General features: G+C 33.9%; 21 protein-coding genes. 4 read left to right on the top strand and 17 right to left on the bottom strand.

Features of this window, described 5'->3' with window-relative positions; genetic code table 11:
• Position 1: 1 nt before the first annotated feature.
• Positions 2-1,189, bottom strand: a complete 1,188-nt coding sequence (locus FP435_RS02845; protein ID WP_265484286.1) for an FtsW/RodA/SpoVE family cell cycle protein — start codon at positions 1,187-1,189, stop codon at positions 2-4.
• A gap of 99 nt (positions 1,190-1,288) precedes the next feature.
• On the bottom strand, positions 1,289-3,127 hold the full coding sequence (typA, locus tag FP435_RS02840; RefSeq protein ID WP_416202968.1) for a translational GTPase TypA: 1,839 nt from the start codon (positions 3,125-3,127) through the stop codon (positions 1,289-1,291).
• Between the two features lie 367 nt (positions 3,128-3,494).
• On the opposite strand from typA, the gene def reads away from it, so the two are divergent.
• The 4 genes from def to FP435_RS02820 all read left to right on the top strand — a co-directional run bounded on the left by def (position 3,495) and on the right by FP435_RS02820 (position 7,082).
• Positions 3,495-4,049, top strand: coding sequence for a peptide deformylase (gene def, locus FP435_RS02835; protein WP_265484284.1), 555 nt, complete (start codon positions 3,495-3,497; stop codon positions 4,047-4,049).
• Between the two features lie 117 nt (positions 4,050-4,166).
• A complete protein-coding gene (locus FP435_RS02830) occupies positions 4,167-4,394 on the top strand; it encodes a DNA-dependent RNA polymerase subunit epsilon (protein WP_265484283.1) in 228 nt (75 codons plus the stop codon).
• Entirely contained in the window at positions 4,394-6,079 is a 1,686-nt protein-coding gene (gene rnjA, locus FP435_RS02825; protein WP_265484281.1) for a ribonuclease J1, read from the top strand. The genes FP435_RS02830 and rnjA overlap by 1 nt, the downstream gene beginning before the upstream one ends.
• A gap of 61 nt (positions 6,080-6,140) precedes the next feature.
• Complete coding sequence (locus tag FP435_RS02820; protein WP_265484280.1) at positions 6,141-7,082, top strand: diacylglycerol/lipid kinase family protein; 942 nt, start codon at positions 6,141-6,143, stop codon at positions 7,080-7,082.
• Between the two features lie 65 nt (positions 7,083-7,147).
• Here the strand turns inward: FP435_RS02820 and FP435_RS02815 are convergent, their stop codons facing one another.
• From FP435_RS02815 to FP435_RS02745, 15 genes are all read right to left on the bottom strand, one after another.
• Entirely contained in the window at positions 7,148-9,508 is a 2,361-nt protein-coding gene (locus tag FP435_RS02815) for an ATP-dependent RecD-like DNA helicase (protein ID WP_265484278.1), read from the bottom strand.
• Complete coding sequence (locus FP435_RS02810; protein WP_265484277.1) at positions 9,495-10,139, bottom strand: tetratricopeptide repeat protein; 645 nt, start codon at positions 10,137-10,139, stop codon at positions 9,495-9,497. The genes FP435_RS02815 and FP435_RS02810 overlap by 14 nt, the downstream gene beginning before the upstream one ends.
• Entirely contained in the window at positions 10,140-10,805 is a 666-nt protein-coding gene (locus FP435_RS02805; RefSeq protein WP_265484276.1) for a histidine phosphatase family protein, read from the bottom strand. It abuts the gene before it with no gap.
• Between the two features lie 99 nt (positions 10,806-10,904).
• Positions 10,905-12,032, bottom strand: coding sequence for a tRNA 2-thiouridine(34) synthase MnmA (gene mnmA / locus FP435_RS02800; RefSeq protein WP_265484275.1), 1,128 nt, complete (start codon positions 12,030-12,032; stop codon positions 10,905-10,907).
• A 17-nt stretch (positions 12,033-12,049) separates the two neighbouring features.
• Complete coding sequence (locus FP435_RS02795; RefSeq protein WP_265484273.1) at positions 12,050-12,385, bottom strand: DUF1831 domain-containing protein; 336 nt, start codon at positions 12,383-12,385, stop codon at positions 12,050-12,052.
• 54 nt (positions 12,386-12,439) lie between these two features.
• Positions 12,440-13,594: a cysteine desulfurase family protein gene (locus FP435_RS02790; RefSeq protein WP_265484272.1), complete on the bottom strand. Its 1,155-nt coding sequence runs from the start codon at positions 13,592-13,594 to the stop codon at positions 12,440-12,442.
• 114 nt (positions 13,595-13,708) lie between these two features.
• On the bottom strand, positions 13,709-14,404 hold the full coding sequence (locus FP435_RS02785) for a 5'-methylthioadenosine/adenosylhomocysteine nucleosidase (RefSeq protein WP_265484271.1): 696 nt from the start codon (positions 14,402-14,404) through the stop codon (positions 13,709-13,711).
• A gap of 15 nt (positions 14,405-14,419) precedes the next feature.
• Entirely contained in the window at positions 14,420-14,695 is a 276-nt protein-coding gene (locus FP435_RS02780) for a hypothetical protein (RefSeq protein ID WP_265484270.1), read from the bottom strand.
• A 3-nt stretch (positions 14,696-14,698) separates the two neighbouring features.
• Positions 14,699-15,253, bottom strand: a complete 555-nt coding sequence (locus tag FP435_RS02775) for an NUDIX hydrolase (RefSeq protein ID WP_265484269.1) — start codon at positions 15,251-15,253, stop codon at positions 14,699-14,701.
• Positions 15,254-15,257: 4 nt separating this feature from the next.
• Positions 15,258-15,479, bottom strand: coding sequence for a cold-shock protein (locus FP435_RS02770; RefSeq protein ID WP_265484268.1), 222 nt, complete (start codon positions 15,477-15,479; stop codon positions 15,258-15,260).
• Positions 15,479-18,265, bottom strand: coding sequence for an isoleucine--tRNA ligase (gene ileS / locus FP435_RS02765; RefSeq protein WP_265484267.1), 2,787 nt, complete (start codon positions 18,263-18,265; stop codon positions 15,479-15,481). The genes FP435_RS02770 and ileS overlap by 1 nt, the downstream gene beginning before the upstream one ends.
• A gap of 217 nt (positions 18,266-18,482) precedes the next feature.
• Complete coding sequence (locus FP435_RS02760; RefSeq protein WP_265484265.1) at positions 18,483-19,268, bottom strand: DivIVA domain-containing protein; 786 nt, start codon at positions 19,266-19,268, stop codon at positions 18,483-18,485.
• Between the two features lie 4 nt (positions 19,269-19,272).
• A complete protein-coding gene (locus FP435_RS02755) occupies positions 19,273-20,073 on the bottom strand; it encodes an RNA-binding protein (RefSeq protein ID WP_265484263.1) in 801 nt (266 codons plus the stop codon).
• Positions 20,074-20,367 (bottom strand): YggT family protein, encoded by a 294-nt coding sequence (locus FP435_RS02750; protein WP_265484262.1) that lies wholly within the window; start codon positions 20,365-20,367, stop codon positions 20,074-20,076. It abuts the gene before it with no gap.
• Positions 20,367-20,801, bottom strand: a complete 435-nt coding sequence (locus FP435_RS02745; RefSeq protein WP_265484261.1) for a cell division protein SepF — start codon at positions 20,799-20,801, stop codon at positions 20,367-20,369. Before FP435_RS02745 ends, FP435_RS02750 begins: the two co-directional genes overlap by 1 nt.
• Positions 20,802-20,809: the final 8 nt, after the last annotated feature.

The following is a 20,809-nucleotide window of genomic DNA, read 5'->3' as shown; positions in this document are numbered from 1 at the left end:
TTTACAATACTTCTTTCTTTAACAAGCCTTTTTCATTTGCAGAGATATTTAAAACAATTCCTAACCCAGCTGTCAATACAATCATTGACGATCCTCCATAGGAGATAAACGGTAAAGTCACCCCTGTAATTGGCAATAAACCTAAAACAGCTCCCACATTAAATAAAGTTTCTGTAAAAATCATCGTAGCAATCCCAAAACATACTAGTGCATTAAACTGTGTTGAAGCATGAATTCCGACATCCATTACTCGCCAGATCAAAAAGCCTAATAACCCTACTACAATGCTTGCTCCAATTACTCCGAATTCTTCAGCTACGATTGAAAGAATAAAGTCAGTATAGGGTTCTGGAAGATATCCTCTTTTTTGCATACTATTACCAAGTCCTACCCCAAAAAGTCCCCCATTATGAATTGCATAATAGGAATTTACTAACTGAGCTCCACCCTTTCTTTCTAACTCGAAGGGATGCGCAAATGCTAAAAATCTTTGAAGTTGATAAGAGTTTTTCATAAAGGAAGGTTCAAAGTTAATCACAATGAATAGGACTGCGAGAATTCCTCCAATTAGAATTAGTAACCACGTTACGGCAGTCTTTGTTGGAATTCCAGAAACTAAATACATTACAAAAACAATCGTAAATAAAATTGCAGTCCCACCAAAATCTGGCTCTAGTATTACTAAAAACATCATTATAAATGCAATTAAAGTTGGGCGCCACAATTTTGTACTTAATTGCGCAAGTTTACCATCAACTAATTGACCATCTTTTTTATTAAGTACATAAGCTAAATAAAGTACTAAACTCAATTTTGCAATTTCTACTGGTTGAATATTAATGAAGCCTAAATTAATCCATCCTACCGCTCCATTAACTGCTGCTTTACCATGAGTTATAACTTTTAATAAAATTAAAGCTAGTAGCATTAAGATAGAAACCAGTAAAAATATACTAATAACACTTCTGTTTTGAAAAATTTTCACCCGCATAAAATAGGCTGGCATTCCAAATATCACTAAAGCTGCCAAGAAATAAATTATCTGTCGCATCATATAAACATTGGCTTTAAAACCATTCACAAGTAATATATCGGAACTTGCAGAATAAACCATAATTATTCCAAATGATGCTAGGAGAAGATATGGAACCAAAATCGTCCAATCTACATATTTTAATTTGTTTCGCACGCTACAATTCTCCTTTAGTCGAATAATATTATTCTTATTATATCACTCACTTTTACAAACAAAAAAGTAGCTAAAAACTTTTAGCTACTTTTAATCTATTTAATTTGCTTTCTTACGTTTCTTATCAGCCTTTTGACGTTCACTAGTATTCAAAATCTTCTTACGTAAACGAATACTTTCTGGAGTTACTTCACAGTATTCATCATCATTTAAGAATTCAATTGATTCTTCTAAAGTCATTGTCTTAGGTGTCTTAATAGAAGCTGAGTGGTCTTTACCAGAAGCACGAGTATTAGTTAAGTTCTTACCTTTAGTAACATTAACAGCAATATCACGTTCACGAGAAGATTGACCTACAATCATTCCTTCATAAACTTCAACACCTGCACCCACAAAAAGAACACCACGTTGTTCTACAGATTGGAGTGAATAAGTAGTTGATTGACCTTGGTTAATTGATACAAGGGCACCATTACGACGACCAGGTTCCCAGTTTTTAACAACAGGCTTGTAAGAGTCAAAAGTATGGTTCATGATACCGTAACCTGCAGTTTGAGACATAAATTCATTGTTATATCCAATTAAACCACGAGATGGTACTAAGAACTCAAGTCTAGTTTGACCATTACCAGTTGAAGTCATGTTTTGCATTTCACCTTTTCTTTGAGAAAGTGAATCAATTACAGAACCTACATATTCATCTGGTGTATCAACTTGTACAGCTTCAAAAGGTTCACTAAGGACCCCGTCAATTTCACGGTAAATTACCTTAGGACGTGATAATTGTAATTCAAATCCTTCGCGGCGTAACTCTTCAACTAAAATAGATAAGTGTAATTCACCACGACCCGATACTGTCCAAGCATTAATTTGATCAGTTGGTTCTACCTTTAATGAAACATCAGTACGAGTTTGACGAATTAAACGATCTTCTAACTTCTTAGGAGTAACTTGATCACCTTCGCGTCCAGCAAATGGTGAATCATTAGCAACAAAATCCATTTGAAGAGTTGGTGGATCGATCTTCAAAACAGGTAAAGCTTCTGGCTTTTCAGCGGAGGCAATAGTTTCACCTACATAAATATCATTAATACCAGAAATAGCAATAATATCTCCTGCTTTAGCTTCTTGGATTTCATTACGCTTTAAACCAAAGTAACCAAATAGCTTAGTTACACGGAAGTTTTGAGTTGAACCATCACGTTTCATAACAGTTACTTGATCCCCAACTTTAATCTTTCCGCGGTAAACACGTCCTACTCCAATACGACCTACATAGTCATCCCAATCAAGCATAGTAATTTGGAATTGAAGTGGTTCATCTACATTATCAACTGGAGCTGGAATGTTCTTAACAATAGTTTCAAAAACAGGATCCATAGTTTCTTTTTGAGTACTTAAATCTTCATCATAAGAAGAAGTACCATTTAAAGCACTAGCATAAACAACTGGGAAATCAAGTTGTTCATCAGTTGCTCCCAATTCAATGAATAATTCTAATACTTCATCTAATACTTCACTTGGACGAGCTCCTGGACGGTCAATTTTGTTAATTACAACGATCGGCTTAACTCCAGCTTCTAAAGCTTTCTTCAACACAAAACGAGTTTGAGGCATAGTTCCTTCATAGGCATCAACCAATAAAAGGGCTCCATCAACCATGTGCATGATTCGTTCTACTTCCCCACCAAAGTCGGCGTGACCTGGAGTATCTAAGATATTGATAGTAGTATCACCGAATTTAACAGCAGTATTTTTTGATAAGATAGTAATACCACGTTCACGTTCAATATCATTAGAGTCCATCGCACGATCTTCTAAGTTCATGTGTTCTGGTAATGTATCAGACTGTTTTAATAATTGGTTAACTAAGGTAGTTTTACCGTGGTCAACGTGAGCAATAATCGCAATATTTCTAATATCTTCTCTTCTTTGCAAAAGAATTCCCTCCGAATTTCATAAAAAAACTGTGACTGAAGTCACAATCTTCTACAGTAAGTATTTAGTCAACTGTCTCATAGGCTGACCTTTTATGTAATAATTGTTTTTTGATTTTATCAAAAAAACCTTAAAACGTCAATGTTATCCTAATTAAGTAGGTTTGATTGATGCTAATTTTACTTATTTATTTTAACACATCTTCTAAATTATTTAACTTGATTTTTAAGATTATTCACTAAATTAACTTTTACACTATTGCTAACAATTTGAGTTTCTAGTTATTTTTTTTGCTATAATTAAAATGTATAAACTTAAATAGTTTTAAATGACAAATTTACTTTAATTACAAAGGAGATTATATAAATTGATTTTAATGCATGATATTGTTCGTGATGGACACCCTGTTTTGCGTCAAGTAGCAAAACCTCTTACTTTTCCTTTATCTGAAAAATATCAAAAACTTGCTAAGGATATGATGGAATATTTAATTAATTCCCAAGATCCAAAAATTGCTGAAAAACATCAATTGCGTGCTGGTGTTGGTCTAGCCGCTCCCCAGGTAGGTGAAGGTGTGCAAATGGCAGCTTTATTAGTACCGGATGATAAAGGGAACATCATTTTTAAAGATGTTTTTGTAAATCCTACTATTCTTTCAGAATCAGTACGTCAAGCTGCTATCGCTGAAGGTGAGGGCTGTTTGAGTGTTGATGAACTTATTGAAGGTTACGTTCCCCGTCCTGATAAACTTAAAATTCGTTATTATACTGTAGACGGTGAAGAAAAAACAATTCGCTTAAAGGATTATCCAGCTATTGTGGCTTCACATGAAATTGATCACTTAAATGGTCATCTTTTCTATGACCGCATTAATAAAGAAAATCCTTTCAAACTAGACGAAGATACAGTCATTATTTCTTAAAAGCTTCGCTCTTATACACTTTTTTACTATAATATGTTAAAATATTATTAACTGTTGAATCTTCATTTATTGAAGATTCTTTTTTGAACGTTTATAAAAATTAAGGAGATTAAACAAATGATCTATAAAGTTTTATACCAAAAAGACCAGATCGTTAATCCACGTCGTGAAACTACACAAACTTTATTTTTAGAAGCAAACAATATTGTTGAAGCACGTAGCTTGGTTGAAGATAAAACCCCTTACAACATTGAATTCATCCAAGAATTAACTGGAAACTCTCTTGCTTATGAAAAGCAAAATCCAGATTTTAAGCTTACAACATTTGATGCAGATAGCAAATAATGAGTGTTAAATTAAAGAATAACGAAGTTGGAGTTTTCGCCGTCGGGGGGTTAGGCGAAATCGGTCGTAATATGTACTGCGTTGAGTACCAAGATGAAATTATCATTATGGACGCAGGAATTAAATTCCCTGAAGATGATATGATGGGAATTAATTACGTTATCTCAGATTATTCTTATCTTGAAAAAAATCGCCATAAAATTAAGGCTCTCGTAATTAGTCACGGACACGAAGATCACATTGGTGGGATTCCATTTTTACTAAAAAAGATTCCCGAAATTCCAGTGTATGCCCCACCTTTTGCTTTAGCCTTAATTAGAGGTAAATTAGAAGAACACGGTCTTTTAAAGACAACAGAATTACACGAAGAACACGAAGATACAGTTTTAAAATTTCCAAAACTTTCTGTTTCTTTCTTTAGAACAACCCACTCTATTCCAGATACACTTGGAATTACAGTGCATACACCTGAAGGTGCAGTTGTATTTACTGGAGATTGGAAATTTGATTTAACGCCAGTTATGGATCAACCAGCTCCTAACTTTCAAAAGATGGCTAAAATTGGTCAAGAAGGTGTCTTAGCTCTGTTATCTGATTCTACAAATGCAGAAGTTCCTACTTTTACAAAATCAGAACGTTTTGTTGCTAAGTCCTTAAAAGATATCATTAATGGTATTGATGGTAGAATAATTTTTGCTACCTTCGCTTCCAACTTATATCGTGTTTCAACTGCAATTGAAGCTGCAGTTGAAAGTGGTAGAAAAGTGGCTATTTTTGGACGAAGCATGGAAAATGGGGTTCAAAATGGTATTGATTTAGGCTATCTTTCTGTTCCAGAAGGTACAATAGTTGATGCAAATACCATCAACCACACTCCACCTGAAAAGGCAATGATTCTTTGTACAGGATCTCAAGGAGAACCACTAGCTGCTTTATCACGAATTGCAGACGGAACCCACCGGCAAATTAGCATTCAACCTGGAGATACAGTTATCTTTTCATCTAACCCTATTCCAGGAAATACAACAAGTGTGAATAATCTAATTAACAGATTATACCAAGCCGGTGCTAATGTTGTTCATGGTAAGATTCACAATGTTCATACTTCTGGCCACGCTGGTCAAGAAGAGCAAAAAATGTTAATTGAACTAATGAAACCAAAGTACTTCGTTCCTGTTCACGGTGAATACCGAATGCAAGTTGTACATACAGAAACAGCTCAAGCAACTGGAATGCCTAAGGATCACACTTTTGTTTTAAAAAATGGTGATATGCTTGCTCTTACTAAAGATTCAGCCAGAATTGCTGGTCACATTAATATTGGTGATGTCTTTGTAGACACCTCAGGCTCTGCAGATGTAGGAAATGTAGTAGTAAGAGATCGACAAATTTTAGCTGAAGAAGGTTTAGTAGTTGTTGTAGCTACAGTTGATTATAAAAATCAACGTGTCTTAGCTGGTCCAGATATTTTAAGTCGTGGATTTGTATATATGCGTGAATCAACTGAATTGATCACTCAAGCGCAAAAACACGTTTACCACGTCTTAAGAACAGAAATGGCTAAAACACCTCAACCTGATGAACGTGCCATAAAGAAAGCCATTATTGAGAATTTACAAGATTTCCTTTATTCTAAAACTGAAAGACGTCCAATGATCTTACCAATGATCATTGAAAAAAAATAAAATTTTAGTTATAGTCCTAGTCCGACATGTGGGGCTGGGACTTTTTTATTGGAAGATAAGAATGAAAAAAACTATCCATCTTTTAGTAAATAAAGTTTCTGGTAGTAATCACGGAAACACACAATATAATCTACTCACAAAAGAACTCATCAAAAGAGATATTCCTTTTACTAGTGCGATCTCTTCCTATTCAGGAGAACTCGTCTCCTTAACAACTAATTTAGTAAACAAGATTGGAAATTCTTTTCAGGATAATTCAATTATTGTTATTGGAGGAGATGGTTCTTTAAACCAAGCTGTCAATGGTCTTAAACAATCCCATTTTCCTAATACACCTTTAGCCTATTTACCTTCAGGTACTGGCAATGATTTTGCACGTGCAGTTAAACTACCTCATACAATTGAGGAACTCTTAGATCACCTGTCACATCCAACGATCATTAAAGTAGATTGTGGTTTTTATAAAGATACTTTTAATCATAAAAGTGCCTATTTTGTAAATAATCTAGGAATTGGATTTGATGCTTACGTTGTCGCCCTTTCAAACCACTCTTCTCTGAAAGACCGGCTCAACAAGTGGCACTTGGGTAATTTAACTTATGGGCTTCATATTTTAAAAGTTTTACGGCACCAACCAACTTTCTCAGTTACAGTAAATGCTCAAGGAAAATCTCACTATTTTAAAAAGGCTTATTTGGTTACTACAACCAATCATCCCTTCTTTGGAGGTGGAGTTCCAATTTTGCCTCAAGCAAAGATTAATAATCATCTTTTAGATACAATTGTTGTAGAGAAAGTATCTGCCTTCTCCTTCATCCGTCTCTTTACAAAATTATTGATTAATGGATCTCACGTAAAGGACTCTCATTTTCACTACTTTGAAAGTGAAAAAATTGAAGTTAGTGTAGCTTCCAAACAATATCGGCAATTAGACGGAGAAGAACTGGGAAAAGATGCCTCAAATCTTATCTTTGGGATCGATTCCTTCAACCTTTTAACTTAAAGTTCAAATAAAAAGATTAATCAAGCTTTATTTTAAATCTTGCCTGATTAATCTTTTTTATTTTTCTATCTAACTTGATAATTTGGTTTAATACCTTCCATGCCAATCATGGGATCAATTTTATGACTTTTAATTATATCAGCAGTCAAAATATAGTTTTCTTCTAGATTTTCAACAGTGCTTTTTACCTTATTACTAGAATCTTTTTTTATTTCTTCTAACCCCAAAGATCTTCTAATTTTGCTAGTTAATCCTGTAGCTCGATCATTTCCAGGTGTCTCCAAAGCTTTTAAGTAAGCTCTTTTTTCTCCAATCATAACTAAATTCTTAGCTGCTCGAGTAATTCCAGTATATAAAAGGTTTCGTCTTAACATCATATAATTTTGCATGGTTAACGCCAAGATCACCAGTGGAAACTCAGACCCCTGTGACTTATGGATAGTAATTGCATACGCACGCGTGATTTCACTTAAATCTCTTAAACTATAAGAGACTTCATGTCCATCAAAGTCTGCAACTACACAATCTTCTTTTTTATCCTCTTCTATTCCGATAATTTTTCCTATCTGACCATTAAAGACATCCTTAGGGGTATTATTTTTTAATTGAAGAATCCGATCACCAATCCTAAAAGTTTCTCCGTGAGCTTCAATTTTCTTTCCAGTTAAATGCTCTTCATTGAGAACCCTCTGCAGTAAATCATTTAAAGCTGTAATACCACTCATTCCATTGTACATAGCTCCCAAAGTTTGGATATCGTCTTTATTAAATTTGCTCATTGCCTTAGTAGTAATTTGTGCAATGGCCGACCCAATTTGATCAGGGGGACATGGAATAAAAGAATAATTATTAGTTTTACTAAATAAAACCTCTGCTCCCTTTCCTTGGTTGATAGCATGCGCTAGTTTTACAATTGAGGAATTTTCACCTTGACGGTGAATTTGAGTTAACCGAGTAGTTGGGAAAGCCTGCGAGCTTATTAAATCGCCAAAAATATTTCCTGCTCCTACTGAAGGAAGTTGATCTTGATCTCCCACAAAAACAATTCTCTTAGTACTATCAATTCCTTTTAAGAGTAACTTAAACAAAAACATGTCTACCATTGACATCTCATCAATGATCAACAATTCTCCATTTAACAAATTAACTTCTGAATACTCTTCAATTTTATCTTCTAAGCCCACACCTAAAAGTCGATGAATAGTTTTTGCATTAATGCCTGTAACTTCCGCCATTCTTTTAGCTGCTCGTCCTGTAGGTGCACTTAATAACACCGGTGGATCGTCACTATATAATGAAGCATGGGGGATTTTTTCTAAGTATTTTAAACTTAAAATAATTCCATTAATAATAGTGGTTTTCCCAGTACCAGGTCCCCCTGTTAAAAGCGAGATGGAATTATTTAAAGCATTTTTTATTGCACTTTTTTGAATTTCATCGTAGGAAATGTCTAATTCTTTTTCAACCTTACTAATTACTTTTTCTAAAGTTTTATCGTCATACTCCTGAACTTCTGGCCTTGTTTTAATAATTCTTTTTAATTCGTCCGCAATTTCAGATTCAACTTCATAAATTTTTTTAATCGCAATATTTGAATCTTCATCAACCACTATTTCTTCATTAAGAACCAAGGTCTTTAAACTGGCTTCAATTATTTCATAATCTTGTATTTGAATTAAGTCTGCTGCCTTTACTAAAAGTTCCTTAGCAGAAACATACGTATCTCCCTTTTCAGTCATTGCTTCTTGCAAGACATGCAATATTGCTCCTTCAATTCGCCGATGATCTGTTAGTGAGATTCCTAGCTCATGCCCTATTTTGTCTGCAGCCGCAAAGCTATATCCTCTTATACTACTTACTAATTGATAAGGATTTTCTTCAATCTTATTTAATGATTGACCTTCAAAAACCTTATAGATATTATTGGCTACTCTTTTGTTGAGACCAAATTTAGCTAACTTCAAGACCACTTCCGCATATGAATCCATTTGTTGCACACCTTGGCGCAATGTCTCTTTTTGCTTACTGGTTAAATCTAATGTAGAAATTTTAATTGGATTTTCCTTTAAAATTTCTAAGGCATTACTTCCCAATTCATCGATTATTTTTTGAGCAGCTTTTTTACCAATGCCAGGAAATTTTGTAGAGCTTAAATAATTTATTAAACTATCTTTTTCTCTTGGTAAAACTTGAGTATAATTCTCTACCTTAAACTGTTGGCCAAATTTAGGATGAACTACAATTTCACCTGTAAACTCATATTGGCTTTCTAACTGCATTTCACCGAAGGTTCCAGTTACCCGAATACTATCTTCAGAGTATCCTTCTAGCTTACCAACAATATCTACATCAAGAATTTTAAAAAGATTTTGGGTATTTTCATAAATAATATTATTAACTTTTCCGGTAAACTTACTTGTTCCCATTTTTTCCTCTAATCAGTTTTAATAGACTTGCATATTGAGCATTTGCTTGCTTAAAATAGGTGGGATCTTTTTGCTTAGATAAATCAAAGTGTAAGTGTGCCTGCTCTAAATTCTCTTCAAGTAAAGTAAGGCCTAGTAAAAATTCAACCTTACTACTTCGATCCTGAGCTTCAATTTTTTCATAATTGGCTTTTGCCTGGTTTAAATCACCTAAACTGAGCCAAATATCCCCTAGTAATTCTAAAGTACGCTTATCTTGCTTTCTTAAACTTAAAGCATACGCTAATGCCTTTTGATATTGACCCAATTTTAAAAATACTAAGGCTTTTTGATATATAGTTTCTTGAGTATTTTCTAATTGATTCAAAAGAGAGAGAGACTTATTAAAATCCCCCTCAAGATAATAACAAACTGCTAAATTATAAGCTAAATCTTGTGGCTTATCTACTACTGCACTAGCTTTTTGTAATAACTCTAAAGCCTGCGCAATTGAATTTTGATCAATTAAATAAGTTGATAATTGAAGATAATTGTCTATATTCTTTGAATCGTGATCTATTTTTTCAATTAATTGATGAATAGCTAAGTCTGTTTTTCCACTATCATACAAATCTGCAATTTTCTTATCCATTTAAATTACATCCCTCTGTGTAATAGTACGGTTTAAATACGAAGTTTCATTCCATAACTTTTCTTGGAAGCTCTTACCTTGATCATCAGTTTCTAAAATGGTTAAACTGGTATTTGCTAAACCTCCTCGTTTCCGGATATCTGCAATAGAATATCCTTCTAAAGTTCTCGTTAAAGCACATAAAGCTGCCCCATGACTTACTAATAGAACTTTATCATCTTTATTAGGATATTTTTTCACAATATCAGCAATTAATTCTTTACCACGCTTTAACATGTGTTCAAAAGTTTCCCCATTAAATGCCGTGGGATCATATTTCTCTGGAATATAGCGAAAAGCTTTGATTTGTTCAGGGTACTTCGCTTCCGCATCAACAAATTTCATTCCTTCTAATTCTCCTAAATTAAATTCTCTTAAACGTGAATCAATTTCCACAGGAGCGGAACTTTTCATATCTTTTTTCAAAGTAGTAGCGGTAGTCACTGCTCTTTGCAGAGGACTAGTATAAAAGGCTTGAAATTTAGTATCTTTTTCTTTTAAATATCTAGCTAATTTTGCAATATCTTTATAGCTTTCAGGAAGAAGTGGCGAGTTTCCATGCCCTCCTTGATATCTACCTTCCAAATTCCATTGCGTTTTACCATGTCTTACAAAATATAATTGCATTGTCTCATTCTCCATTCTCTTACTCTTAATTATAAGTTTTTAAATGAAAAATTAACAGACAAAAAATGCTTACGATTTCAAAATCATAAGCATTTTTAATTATACTAATTGTAATTCAGCATTATTCTGGTAAGCCTTATCAATTGTAGCTCCACCTAAACATTCTTCACCCTTGTAGAAGACAATTGCTTGTCCAGGTGTCACTGCACGTGCTGGTTCATCAAAATCAACGTGAACAGTATTATCTTTTGCTCTGTAATGCATTGTTACCCCTACATCTGCTTGACGATAACGGAACTTAGCACTACATTTAATATCCACATCATGATCTGGTAATCCAGTAAAGAATGAAACATCACTAGCATCTAAACTAGTACTGTATAAAAGCTTACTATCATAGCCTTGCTCTACAATTAATTCATTCTTTTCTAAATCTTTTCCTACTACAAACCAAGGAGCAGTTGACTCCTTAGTTGATCCTAAGCCAAGACCTGAACGTTGACCAATTGTGTAATACATTAGACCTGCATGTTCACCAACCACTTTACCATCTGGAGTTATCATTTTGCCAGCCTTAGCAGGTAAAAATTCACTTAAGAACTTTTTGAAATTTCTTTCTCCAATAAAGCAAATTCCAGTTGAATCTTTTTTCTTAGCAGTTGCAAGGCCTGCAGCTAAAGCAATTTCTCTAACTTGTGGCTTAGTTAAATTTTGCAAAGGAAACATTACCTTGTCCAATTGATCTTGAGATAGTTGATTTAAGAAATAAGTTTGATCTTTATTACCATCTTTTGGACGCATCATATGAGTTACACCATTTTCATCAACTTCAGTTTTAGCATAATGACCCATTGCAATATAATCTGCATCTAGTTCCATTGCAAAGTCTAGGAAAGACTTAAATTTAATTTCTTTATTGCACATTACATCAGGATTAGGAGTTCTACCCTTTTTATATTCATCTAAAAAGTATTCGAATACTCTTTCCCAGTATTCTTTTTCAAAATTAATTGCATAATATGGAATGCCAATCTTGTCTGCAACTTTTTTAACATCTTCATAATCTTCTGTTGCGGTACAAACACCTGAATCATCTGTATCATCCCAGTTTTTCATGAAGACACCAACAACATCATAACCTTGTTGTTTAAGCAATAAAGCTGATACTGAAGAATCAACTCCACCACTCATACCAACGACAACTCTGGTTTTGCTGTTATCTACCATACGTAAAATTCCTCCTACTAGCCTGGCACAATAATATTACGATCTTGGAGATCTTTCAAAATAAAATCTAATAACTCTACCATCGGTTGTAGCTGTTTATTTTTAAAGATATTTACCTTCTGTAACCCATTAGTATCAGTTACAACCATCGTCAAGTGATCAAACTCCTCACTAATAGTTATTTTTAACTTACAAGTTGCATTATAAGGAGATTCATTATACAAAGGATGATTATAAAGGTAGTTACCTCGTTTAGTGGTCTGAAAACCTGCGTCAATTAATGCATAACGCTTAATTTCAGGACTCAAGGTAAACTTTCTTTGATCTCCGTTAATTATTACTGTGTTTGCCATTTCAAATTCTCTTTCTTATATTATAACTTACATTTTGTAAGTGTCAACCTTATCTTATTTCGTTAAGCGCTCAGCCATCTTTACTACATCTTGAGCAAATTTTTTCACTTCTTCTTCAGTAGTAAAACGACCAAACGATACTCTAATTGATTCTTGGATTCTTGGTGACTCAGACCCATACATCGCTGTTAAAACATGTGAAGGAGTTAAGGAACCAGCTGTACATGCTGATCCACCTGAAATTGCATCTCCTGCTAAATCTAAATTAGTTAAAGCTGAATAAGTTCCGATTCCTTTTAATCTTAGATTTAAAACGTGGTGAGAAACCTTACCTTCTATACTTCCATTTAACTCATATTTAACTCCCGCCTTATCCAATTCTTCTAAGATAAGACTTTGAAGTTTCTGATAGTGAGCTTGTAACTGTTGCTTATCTAATTTTTCCATTTCTTCAACAGCTACTTTAAATCCAGCAATTGCAGGTACATTCTCAGTTCCCGGTCTTCGCTTAAGTTCTTGTTCTCCACCCAAAAGCAGTTGAGAAATATTTACTCCATCTTTTTCATATAAGAAGCCTAAAAATTTTGGCCCGTATATTTTATGAGCAGAAGTTGATAGAAGATCAATATTCATCTTTTTAACATCAATCTCAATATTCCCATACCCTTGCACATTATCTACATGAAAATAAGCATTAGAATCCTTTACTATTTTACCAATTTCTTCAATTGGCATAATACTTCCTACTTCATTATTTACTGCCATAATTGACACTAAGATAGTATCATCCGTTAACTCCTGCGCTAATTGCTTTAAGGAAATATGCCCACTAGTATCTACATCAAGATATACTACTTCATATCCTTCTTTTTCTAACTGTTTCATTGGATTTAAAACAGAGGGGTGTTCACTTTTGGTAGTAATGATTTTTTTACCAATTTCTTTACGTGCATGAGCTGTTCCAAAAATTGCAGTATTGTTACTTTCAGAACCACCAGATGTAAAGATAATTTCCTTTGGTTGGGCATTAATTGACTTGGCTAAAACTTCACGCGATTGTTCAACAACATGTCGAGCTTTTCGGCCAAAAGTATGTTGACTTGAAGCATTACCAAAATCATTTGCCATTTCTTGACTAATTACTTTCACTACCTCTGGTGCCATTGGCGTAGTAGCTGCATTATCTAAATAGATTAATTTATTATCCATTATTGTATTGCCATCCCCTATAATTAATATTCTTATCTTTGGTAAGTATCAAGTGGCTTGTACTATTTTAACACAAAAAAATAAGCTAAGACTACTTAGCTTACTTTTCTTGACTTAGACTTTTGTTTCCAAATATTTTGAAATTGTTTCAGCTGCTTTCTGACCTACTTCTTTAACAAAAATATCAAAATCTTCTCCAGCACTGTCATCCCCGTTATCAGAAATTGCTCTTAGAGCAATTAATGGAACGGCAAAATGATTAGCAACTTGTGCAAAAGCTGCCCCTTCCATTTCAACACCTAATGCAGTGGGAAACATTTCTTGAATAGCATCTTTTTGTTTTTTCGAAGCAATAAATGAATCTCCAGTTACAATTAGCCCTTCTTTAAAATCAATACCTTCATTTTTTAAAAAGTCTGCGAATTTTTTCCTGGCCTCACTATTTAATTCATACTTTGCAGGTTCTTGAGGAATTTGTCCCTCTACATAATCTCCTGCCAAAGTATTATGAGCATCATGATAGGTAAAAGCAGTTGGTAAAACCAAATCTTTTTGATGAATATCTCTTTGAAGTGCTCCAGCCGATCCTGTCATAAAAATTAAATTTATTTTTTCTTTTGTCAGCAAGCTAGTCAAATTCATTGCTGCATTTACTTTTCCAATGCCACTAAGTCCCAAATAAATCTCATTTCCATTCACAGAAAAGTGTTCGAATTCAGCTGATCCGAACACCTTTTTTTCTGAATGTGGGAAATGTTGATGATAATATTCAGCTTCTTGTGCCATTGGCACAATGATTGCAATTTTCATAGTTAAATTTCCTCATTATAATTTAAATAAAGCTATCAAAACTAAAATAATTAACCCCAAAACAATTAAAATTGCCCAATTTAGTCTTTTTTTTAATCGATCTCTCTTTTCATCAACTGTTATTTGCTTCTCAGCATCTACACTATCTGAAAAAAATGTTTTATTTTCAGGGACATCAGTTTCATTTTCTGCTTCATCTTTTGGTTTTGATGTCTTAAAAAAGCTATGCCATAAATTCTTAAATTTCTTTTGTCTTTGCTTTTTGCGGTAATCTTTTCTTGTTTCCACCATTTTTTATTCTTTTCCTGATAAAAGCATATTTTCCCAAAAAGTAATTGCCATTATTGTTTTAGCATCTACAATTTTTCCTTCTATCATTAAAGTTTTTAATTCTGCTAGTGAATACCACTTATGAGTTAAAAATTCATCTTCATCCAAATCTCGCTTATGCTCTAATTTGGTTAAAGTATCACAATAGAAAAGATAAATTTTTTCATCACAAAAACCTGGTGAAGTATAAAACTCACTTACCTTTTCCCAATAATCCGCCTTATAGCCACCTTCTTCATTCAATTCCCTTTTCATTGCATCTAAAGGGGAGGCATCTGTTGGATCAATTAATCCAGCCGGAATTTCTAAGGTAACCTGCTTAATTGGTTCACGCCACTGTGCAACTAAAAGCATTTCTTTTTTTTCATTAATTGCAATTGCTGCACTAGCATCAGGATGCTTTACTACTTCCCGAGTTGCCGTTTTTCCATTAGGTAGACTAACAGTTTCTACATTTAAATCAATAAGTCTACCTTCAAAAATAGATTTATTGGAAATTTCGGTCTCTTTTAGGTCCATTTAATTACTCCCTTATGGCATTTTTATCAACATATACATTGATACATTGCAATCCTTTTTTTCCTTGAGCTAATTGATATTTTACTCTTTGACCAACTTGAAGTCTTTTATAACCATCATCTTTAATAGATTTATAAAAAACAAAATAAGAAGATCCAGTTAAATCATCCTCAATAAATCCAAAAGCTGAATTTGCATCAAATTGTTTTACTGTACCTGTACGCATTATTTATCAAAACCCTCTTCCGCTGCTTGTGGGAAATTTTTCTCAACGATTTCTGCACATCTTGCACATAATTCTGGGAAACGTGGATCACTACCAACATCAGTGGTGATGCGACGGCATCTTTCACATACTTTGCCTTCTGCTGGTTCGACTACAATTGAACCACTTTCATATTTTGGTGCATCTGCTGGAGCTGGAGCATCTGAAATTGTTAATTCAGAGACAATCAAAATTTGACGGAGATTCCCCTTTAATTTCTTCAATAACTCAGCAGTTTCTTTAGTTGGATATAAAGTTACATGAGCTTCAAAAGATTTACCAATAATCTTATCTGCTCTTGCTACTTCTAAAGCCTTCAATACATCTGCTCTGACACGCATAAAGGCATTCCAATCTTCCAAAATTTCACTTTCATTAGCAAAGTGTGCAACTTCTGGCATTTCGGCTAATTGAACGTAATCTTCAGGTTCTTTTAAATATCCCCAAACTTCTTCCATTGTATGAGGCAAAATTGGGGTCAAAAGTTTTGTCAATTTAACCAAAACATCATAAATTACTGTTTGCATAGAGCGACGCGTTTCGCTGTTTTCAGGATCAATGTAAAGAATATCTTTCGCAAAGTCAAGATAAAAGGCTGATAAATCATTGGAAATAAAACTAAACACCTTTTTATAAACTGTGTTAAAGTCAAAGTTTTCATATGCTTTAAGACATGCTTCAATTAATTTGTTTAATTTAACCTCTAAATATTGATCTACACCAGACATATCTGGATAAGCAATTGCATTTTCCTTTGGATCAAAATCTGAAGTATTTGCCAACATATAGCGCATAGTATTTCTAATCTTTCGGTAGCTTTCAGCTGCTTGACGCAAAATATCTTGTGAAACTGCTACATCAGAAGTTGTATCTGCCCCTGCTACCCAAAGACGAATAATTTCTGCACCCATTTGCTTGATAACATCATTTGGTGAAATTACATTACCCAATGACTTAGACATTTTATGGCCTTTATCATCTAAAACAAATCCTTGAGAAAGAATCTTCTTATATGGTGCCTTCCCAGTAGTTGCAACTGAAGTGATTAAGCTTGAGTTAAACCAGCCACGATATTGGTCACTACCTTCTAAGTATAAATCAGCAGGTGCCTTGAGGTCTGGACGTTGATCCATTACTGCTGACCAAGAACTTCCTGAGTCAAACCATACATCAAGGATATCTGTTTCCTTAGTAAACTTTCCATTTGGTGAATGTTCGGAAGTAAATCCTTCAGGTAACAATTCTTTTGCACTCTTCTTAAACCAAGCATTTGAGCCTTCTTTTTCAAAGATATCAGCTACATGGTTAATTGTTTCTTTAGTTACAATTGGTGTGCCATCTTCGGCATAAAAGATTGGTAATGGAACTCCCCAAGCACGTTGACGTGAAATTACCCAATCTCCACGATCCTTAATCATATTGTAAAGACGAGTTTTACCCCAACTTGGTGAGAAGCTAGCGTTTTCGATTTCATCCAAGATTTGTTGTCTAAATGGTTCAATTGAGGCAAACCATTGAGTTGTAGCACGGAAAATAAGTGGCTTCTTAGTTCTCCAATCATGAGGATAGGAGTGAGTAAATACTTTAAGTTTTAATAAAGATCCGTTATCCTTTAACTTTTCTACCATTAACTTATCTACATCTTGGTAAAACATCCCTTCAAGTTCTGGGACCTCGTCGGTATATTTTCCTTGTGAATCCACTGGACTAAAGACAGGTAGATGATATTTTTGACCTACATTAAAGTCGTCTTCACCAAAACCAGGAGCTGTATGAACTAATCCAGTACCATCATCTAAAGTAACATGGAATCCCTCAATTACAAGACTTTCTCTGTCATCGTAAAGGGGATGCTTAGCAGTCATATATTCCATGTCTGCTCCCTTTAAAGTCTTAACAACTTCGTAGTTCTCCCAACCAATTTCTTGGGCAACTTGATCTAACAATCCGGTTGCTACTACAAATTGTTTATCCCCCACTTTAACTACTGAATATTCAAAAGTTGGGTTAACAGCAATTGCTTCATTAGCTGGAATTGTCCATGGAGTTGTAGTCCAAATTACAAAATAAGTATTTTGTTCATCTAATAAGCCTTTACCATCTTTAACAGGGAAAGCCACAAAGATTGAATTTGCTTCAACATCTTTATATTCCACTTCTGCTTCTGCCAAAGTTGATTCTGATGACCAGGACCAATAAACAGGTTTCTTACCCTTATAGATGTATCCTTTATCAAACATTTCACCAAATACACGAATTTCAGCAGCTTCGAATTCTGGTTGAAGTGTGATATACGGATGTTCCCAATCCCCCATTACACCTAAGCGTTTAAAATCAGCTTTTTGTTTTTCGATCTGAGACATCGCATAATCATAACAGAGTTGACGATATTCAGCCATCGACATTTCTTTACGCTTAATGCCTTTCTTCGCTAATTGCTGTTCAATAGGTAAACCATGTGTATCCCAACCTGGTACATAAGGAGCATAAAAGCCGCTCATATTTTTATAACGGACGATAATATCTTTAGAGATTTTGTTCATGGAGTGTCCCATATGGATATTACCATTAGCAAATGGAGGACCATCATGTAGATCAAATCTTGGCTTACCCTCATTTAGTTTTAGTCTTTTTTCATATAATTTATTGTCTTCCCATTCTTTTTGCCATTGTGCTTCACGAACGGGAAGATTACCACGCATTTTGAATTTAGTCTTTCCCAAATTCAAAGTATCTTTCATTTTCATAAAATTCTCCCTTCTAACAAAAAAACTTCACCCAACTATAGGGCGAAGTTTCTTCGTGGTACCACCTAATTTGAACATTTCTGTTCCACTTAAGTTCCCATTTAACGCATGGGAAAACGCACTAATCTATCGGCAGCTGATCAACTTTCAATTATGTTAGCCTCTCACCCTCACTAACTCGCTGTGGTCATTTACTTGTTTTACTGTCAATTAGTTATTATTCTTTTTTATTTTCATCTGGAAAAATAATCTTTGGTCCATTATTGTTCTGAGATGAATTCACTTCCAACTGTTTTTCGCTTGATTTGTCTTCTAAAACAATTTTTGGAGCAGTTGTTGATTCAGATTGTACTTCATTATCACTACTTTTGTCAATCACTACATTTTCATTAGATTTTTTTTCAGTTTCTGAATCTTTTTTGCTTTCTAATTCATTTTCAGATTGAGCGATGGGTTGTGACCCATCTCCTGGATAAAGACGACTACGGCCGTAGTATTCATCTAATTCATATTGCCAACTATCATCACTTAAAGCATCTAATTGTTCTTGTAGTTGCTTCTTCATCTCACTACGAAAGTTGCTAACTTTTTTCTTCAAAAGTTCATAGTCTTCACTTAGAGTTGTGTATTCTTGTTTTAAGTTTTTATCTAAGTCTTCAGCGTTTCCTTTTGCCTTTTCCACAATTTCTTGTGCTTGTTTTTGTCCATCTTCAACAATCTTGGCTGAATTTTGTTCTGCCTCTTCTTGCAATTTTTGGGCCGCAATTAAAGACCGGTTTAAGGTTTCTTTTAATTCATCATATTCTTTTGTTTTATCAGTTAAAAGTTGATTTTGTTCCTCTAAATGTGCAATTTTATTCTTTAAATCTACATTTTCATCTAACACATCACCATAATCATTCACAATTTGATCTAAGTATCCATCTACTTCGTCAACATCATAACCTTTAAATTTAGTTTGAAATTGCTTTTCATGGATATTCATTGGAGTTAATCTTGCCATATTTTCACCTTTTCTTTGACTGCCATACTTGATAATTTATTCGATATTTTCCTTTTTTTGTTGTAAAAATTTCGTTGATTTTCACGCGACCAAAGTGTCGAATACTTAAAATATCCTCTCTAGAAATCATTATATGAGATTCTTTAATATCATGCCAATTTAATTTTATATTTTTCTCTTTTAAACTAGCTTTAACGTGACTTCTACTTTGATTAATTATACTACTTACTACCGTATCTAAACGTAAGGAAACGACTACAGCACTTCTCTCTTCACTATCATCATTAACTTGAAGAATTTCCTTTTCAGAAATTTCGTGTAATTTAACTTTTGCATGACCAATTTTAGTGACTTCTTGCTCTACGAATTTTACTAATTGTTTCTCAATAAAAAATTGCCAATTCCCTTTTCCATCGCTAATGATATCACCAACAGTATTAACTTCAATTCCTGAATTTGCTAATACTCCTAAAATTTGACTATGAGTAATTTTCTCCCATTTTTTATTATAAGATATTTCAAGTACAGCTATGTCAAACTTCTCTGGCAAAAAGCTTTCTTCCCAATCACATAGCAATAACCGAACTTTTTCGGCACTTTGATACCCACCCCAAGTTAAAACTTGAGCACAATTACCTACTATTTTTTTAAAAATAAAGACTTCGCGCGGATTTAAAAACGGAGTCAAAATTGGATCATTTTGAAATAAATACCTATTAAAAAGGCCGACGAAGAAATCCACCGTCGACCTTTCATTTACATCAAAATGCTGATAAAAATCACTTGCTTGTTTTTTCTCAATCATCTAATGCACCAAATGGACTACAATATTTGCAATCCACACTAAAACATAATTATTTACAAAATATATTACTAATAATGCAACTACCGGGGCAAAACTTATATTTGCAATTGGAGGGATAATACGTTCAAAAAAATTCAAATAAGGTTGAACAATTCTTGCCAAAACTCTTCCCAAAGTTGTATTTAAAAGTCTTGGTACCCACGTTAACAATGCATAAATAACAATTAACAATCCATATACATTCAATAAAGTTGAAATAATTCGCAACAACCATCCGATTATTGGTAAGATCATTATTCTAAGTTATCTTTCTTTTCTACTAATTCCGCAATCTTTCCATCAGTTTCAAATTTTGGTGGAGTAGCTAAAAATATTTTATCTCCCACACGCTGAATTTCCCCATTTAACGCATAAACTGTTCCTGTAACGAAATCTACAATTCGACGTGCTTGGGCATCATCCATTCGTGCAAAATTTATAATTACTGCTTTATTTGCCAAAAGATTCTGGGAAACTTCTTTTGCATCTGAATATACACGTGGTTCTTCTAAAACAATTTTACTAGTAGGGGTTCCAGCAGAATTAATTGGCACAACATTTCCTCGTCTTTCATTCGTTGGAATTTCATCTACCGAAGAATCATCTCTTACTTCAATTTCTTCTTCATCAGATATGTCTTCGTCATTACCATTCATCCCAAAAAAACGTCCTAATTTGTCAAAAGCCATAGTTCCTC

It is taken from the genome of Lactobacillus sp. PV037, assembly GCF_014522345.1.
Lineage (GTDB): Bacteria > Bacillota > Bacilli > Lactobacillales > Lactobacillaceae > Lactobacillus.
The sequence above is the reverse complement of the archived record's forward strand: the minus strand, read 5'-3'. Positions and strand labels throughout refer to the sequence as shown.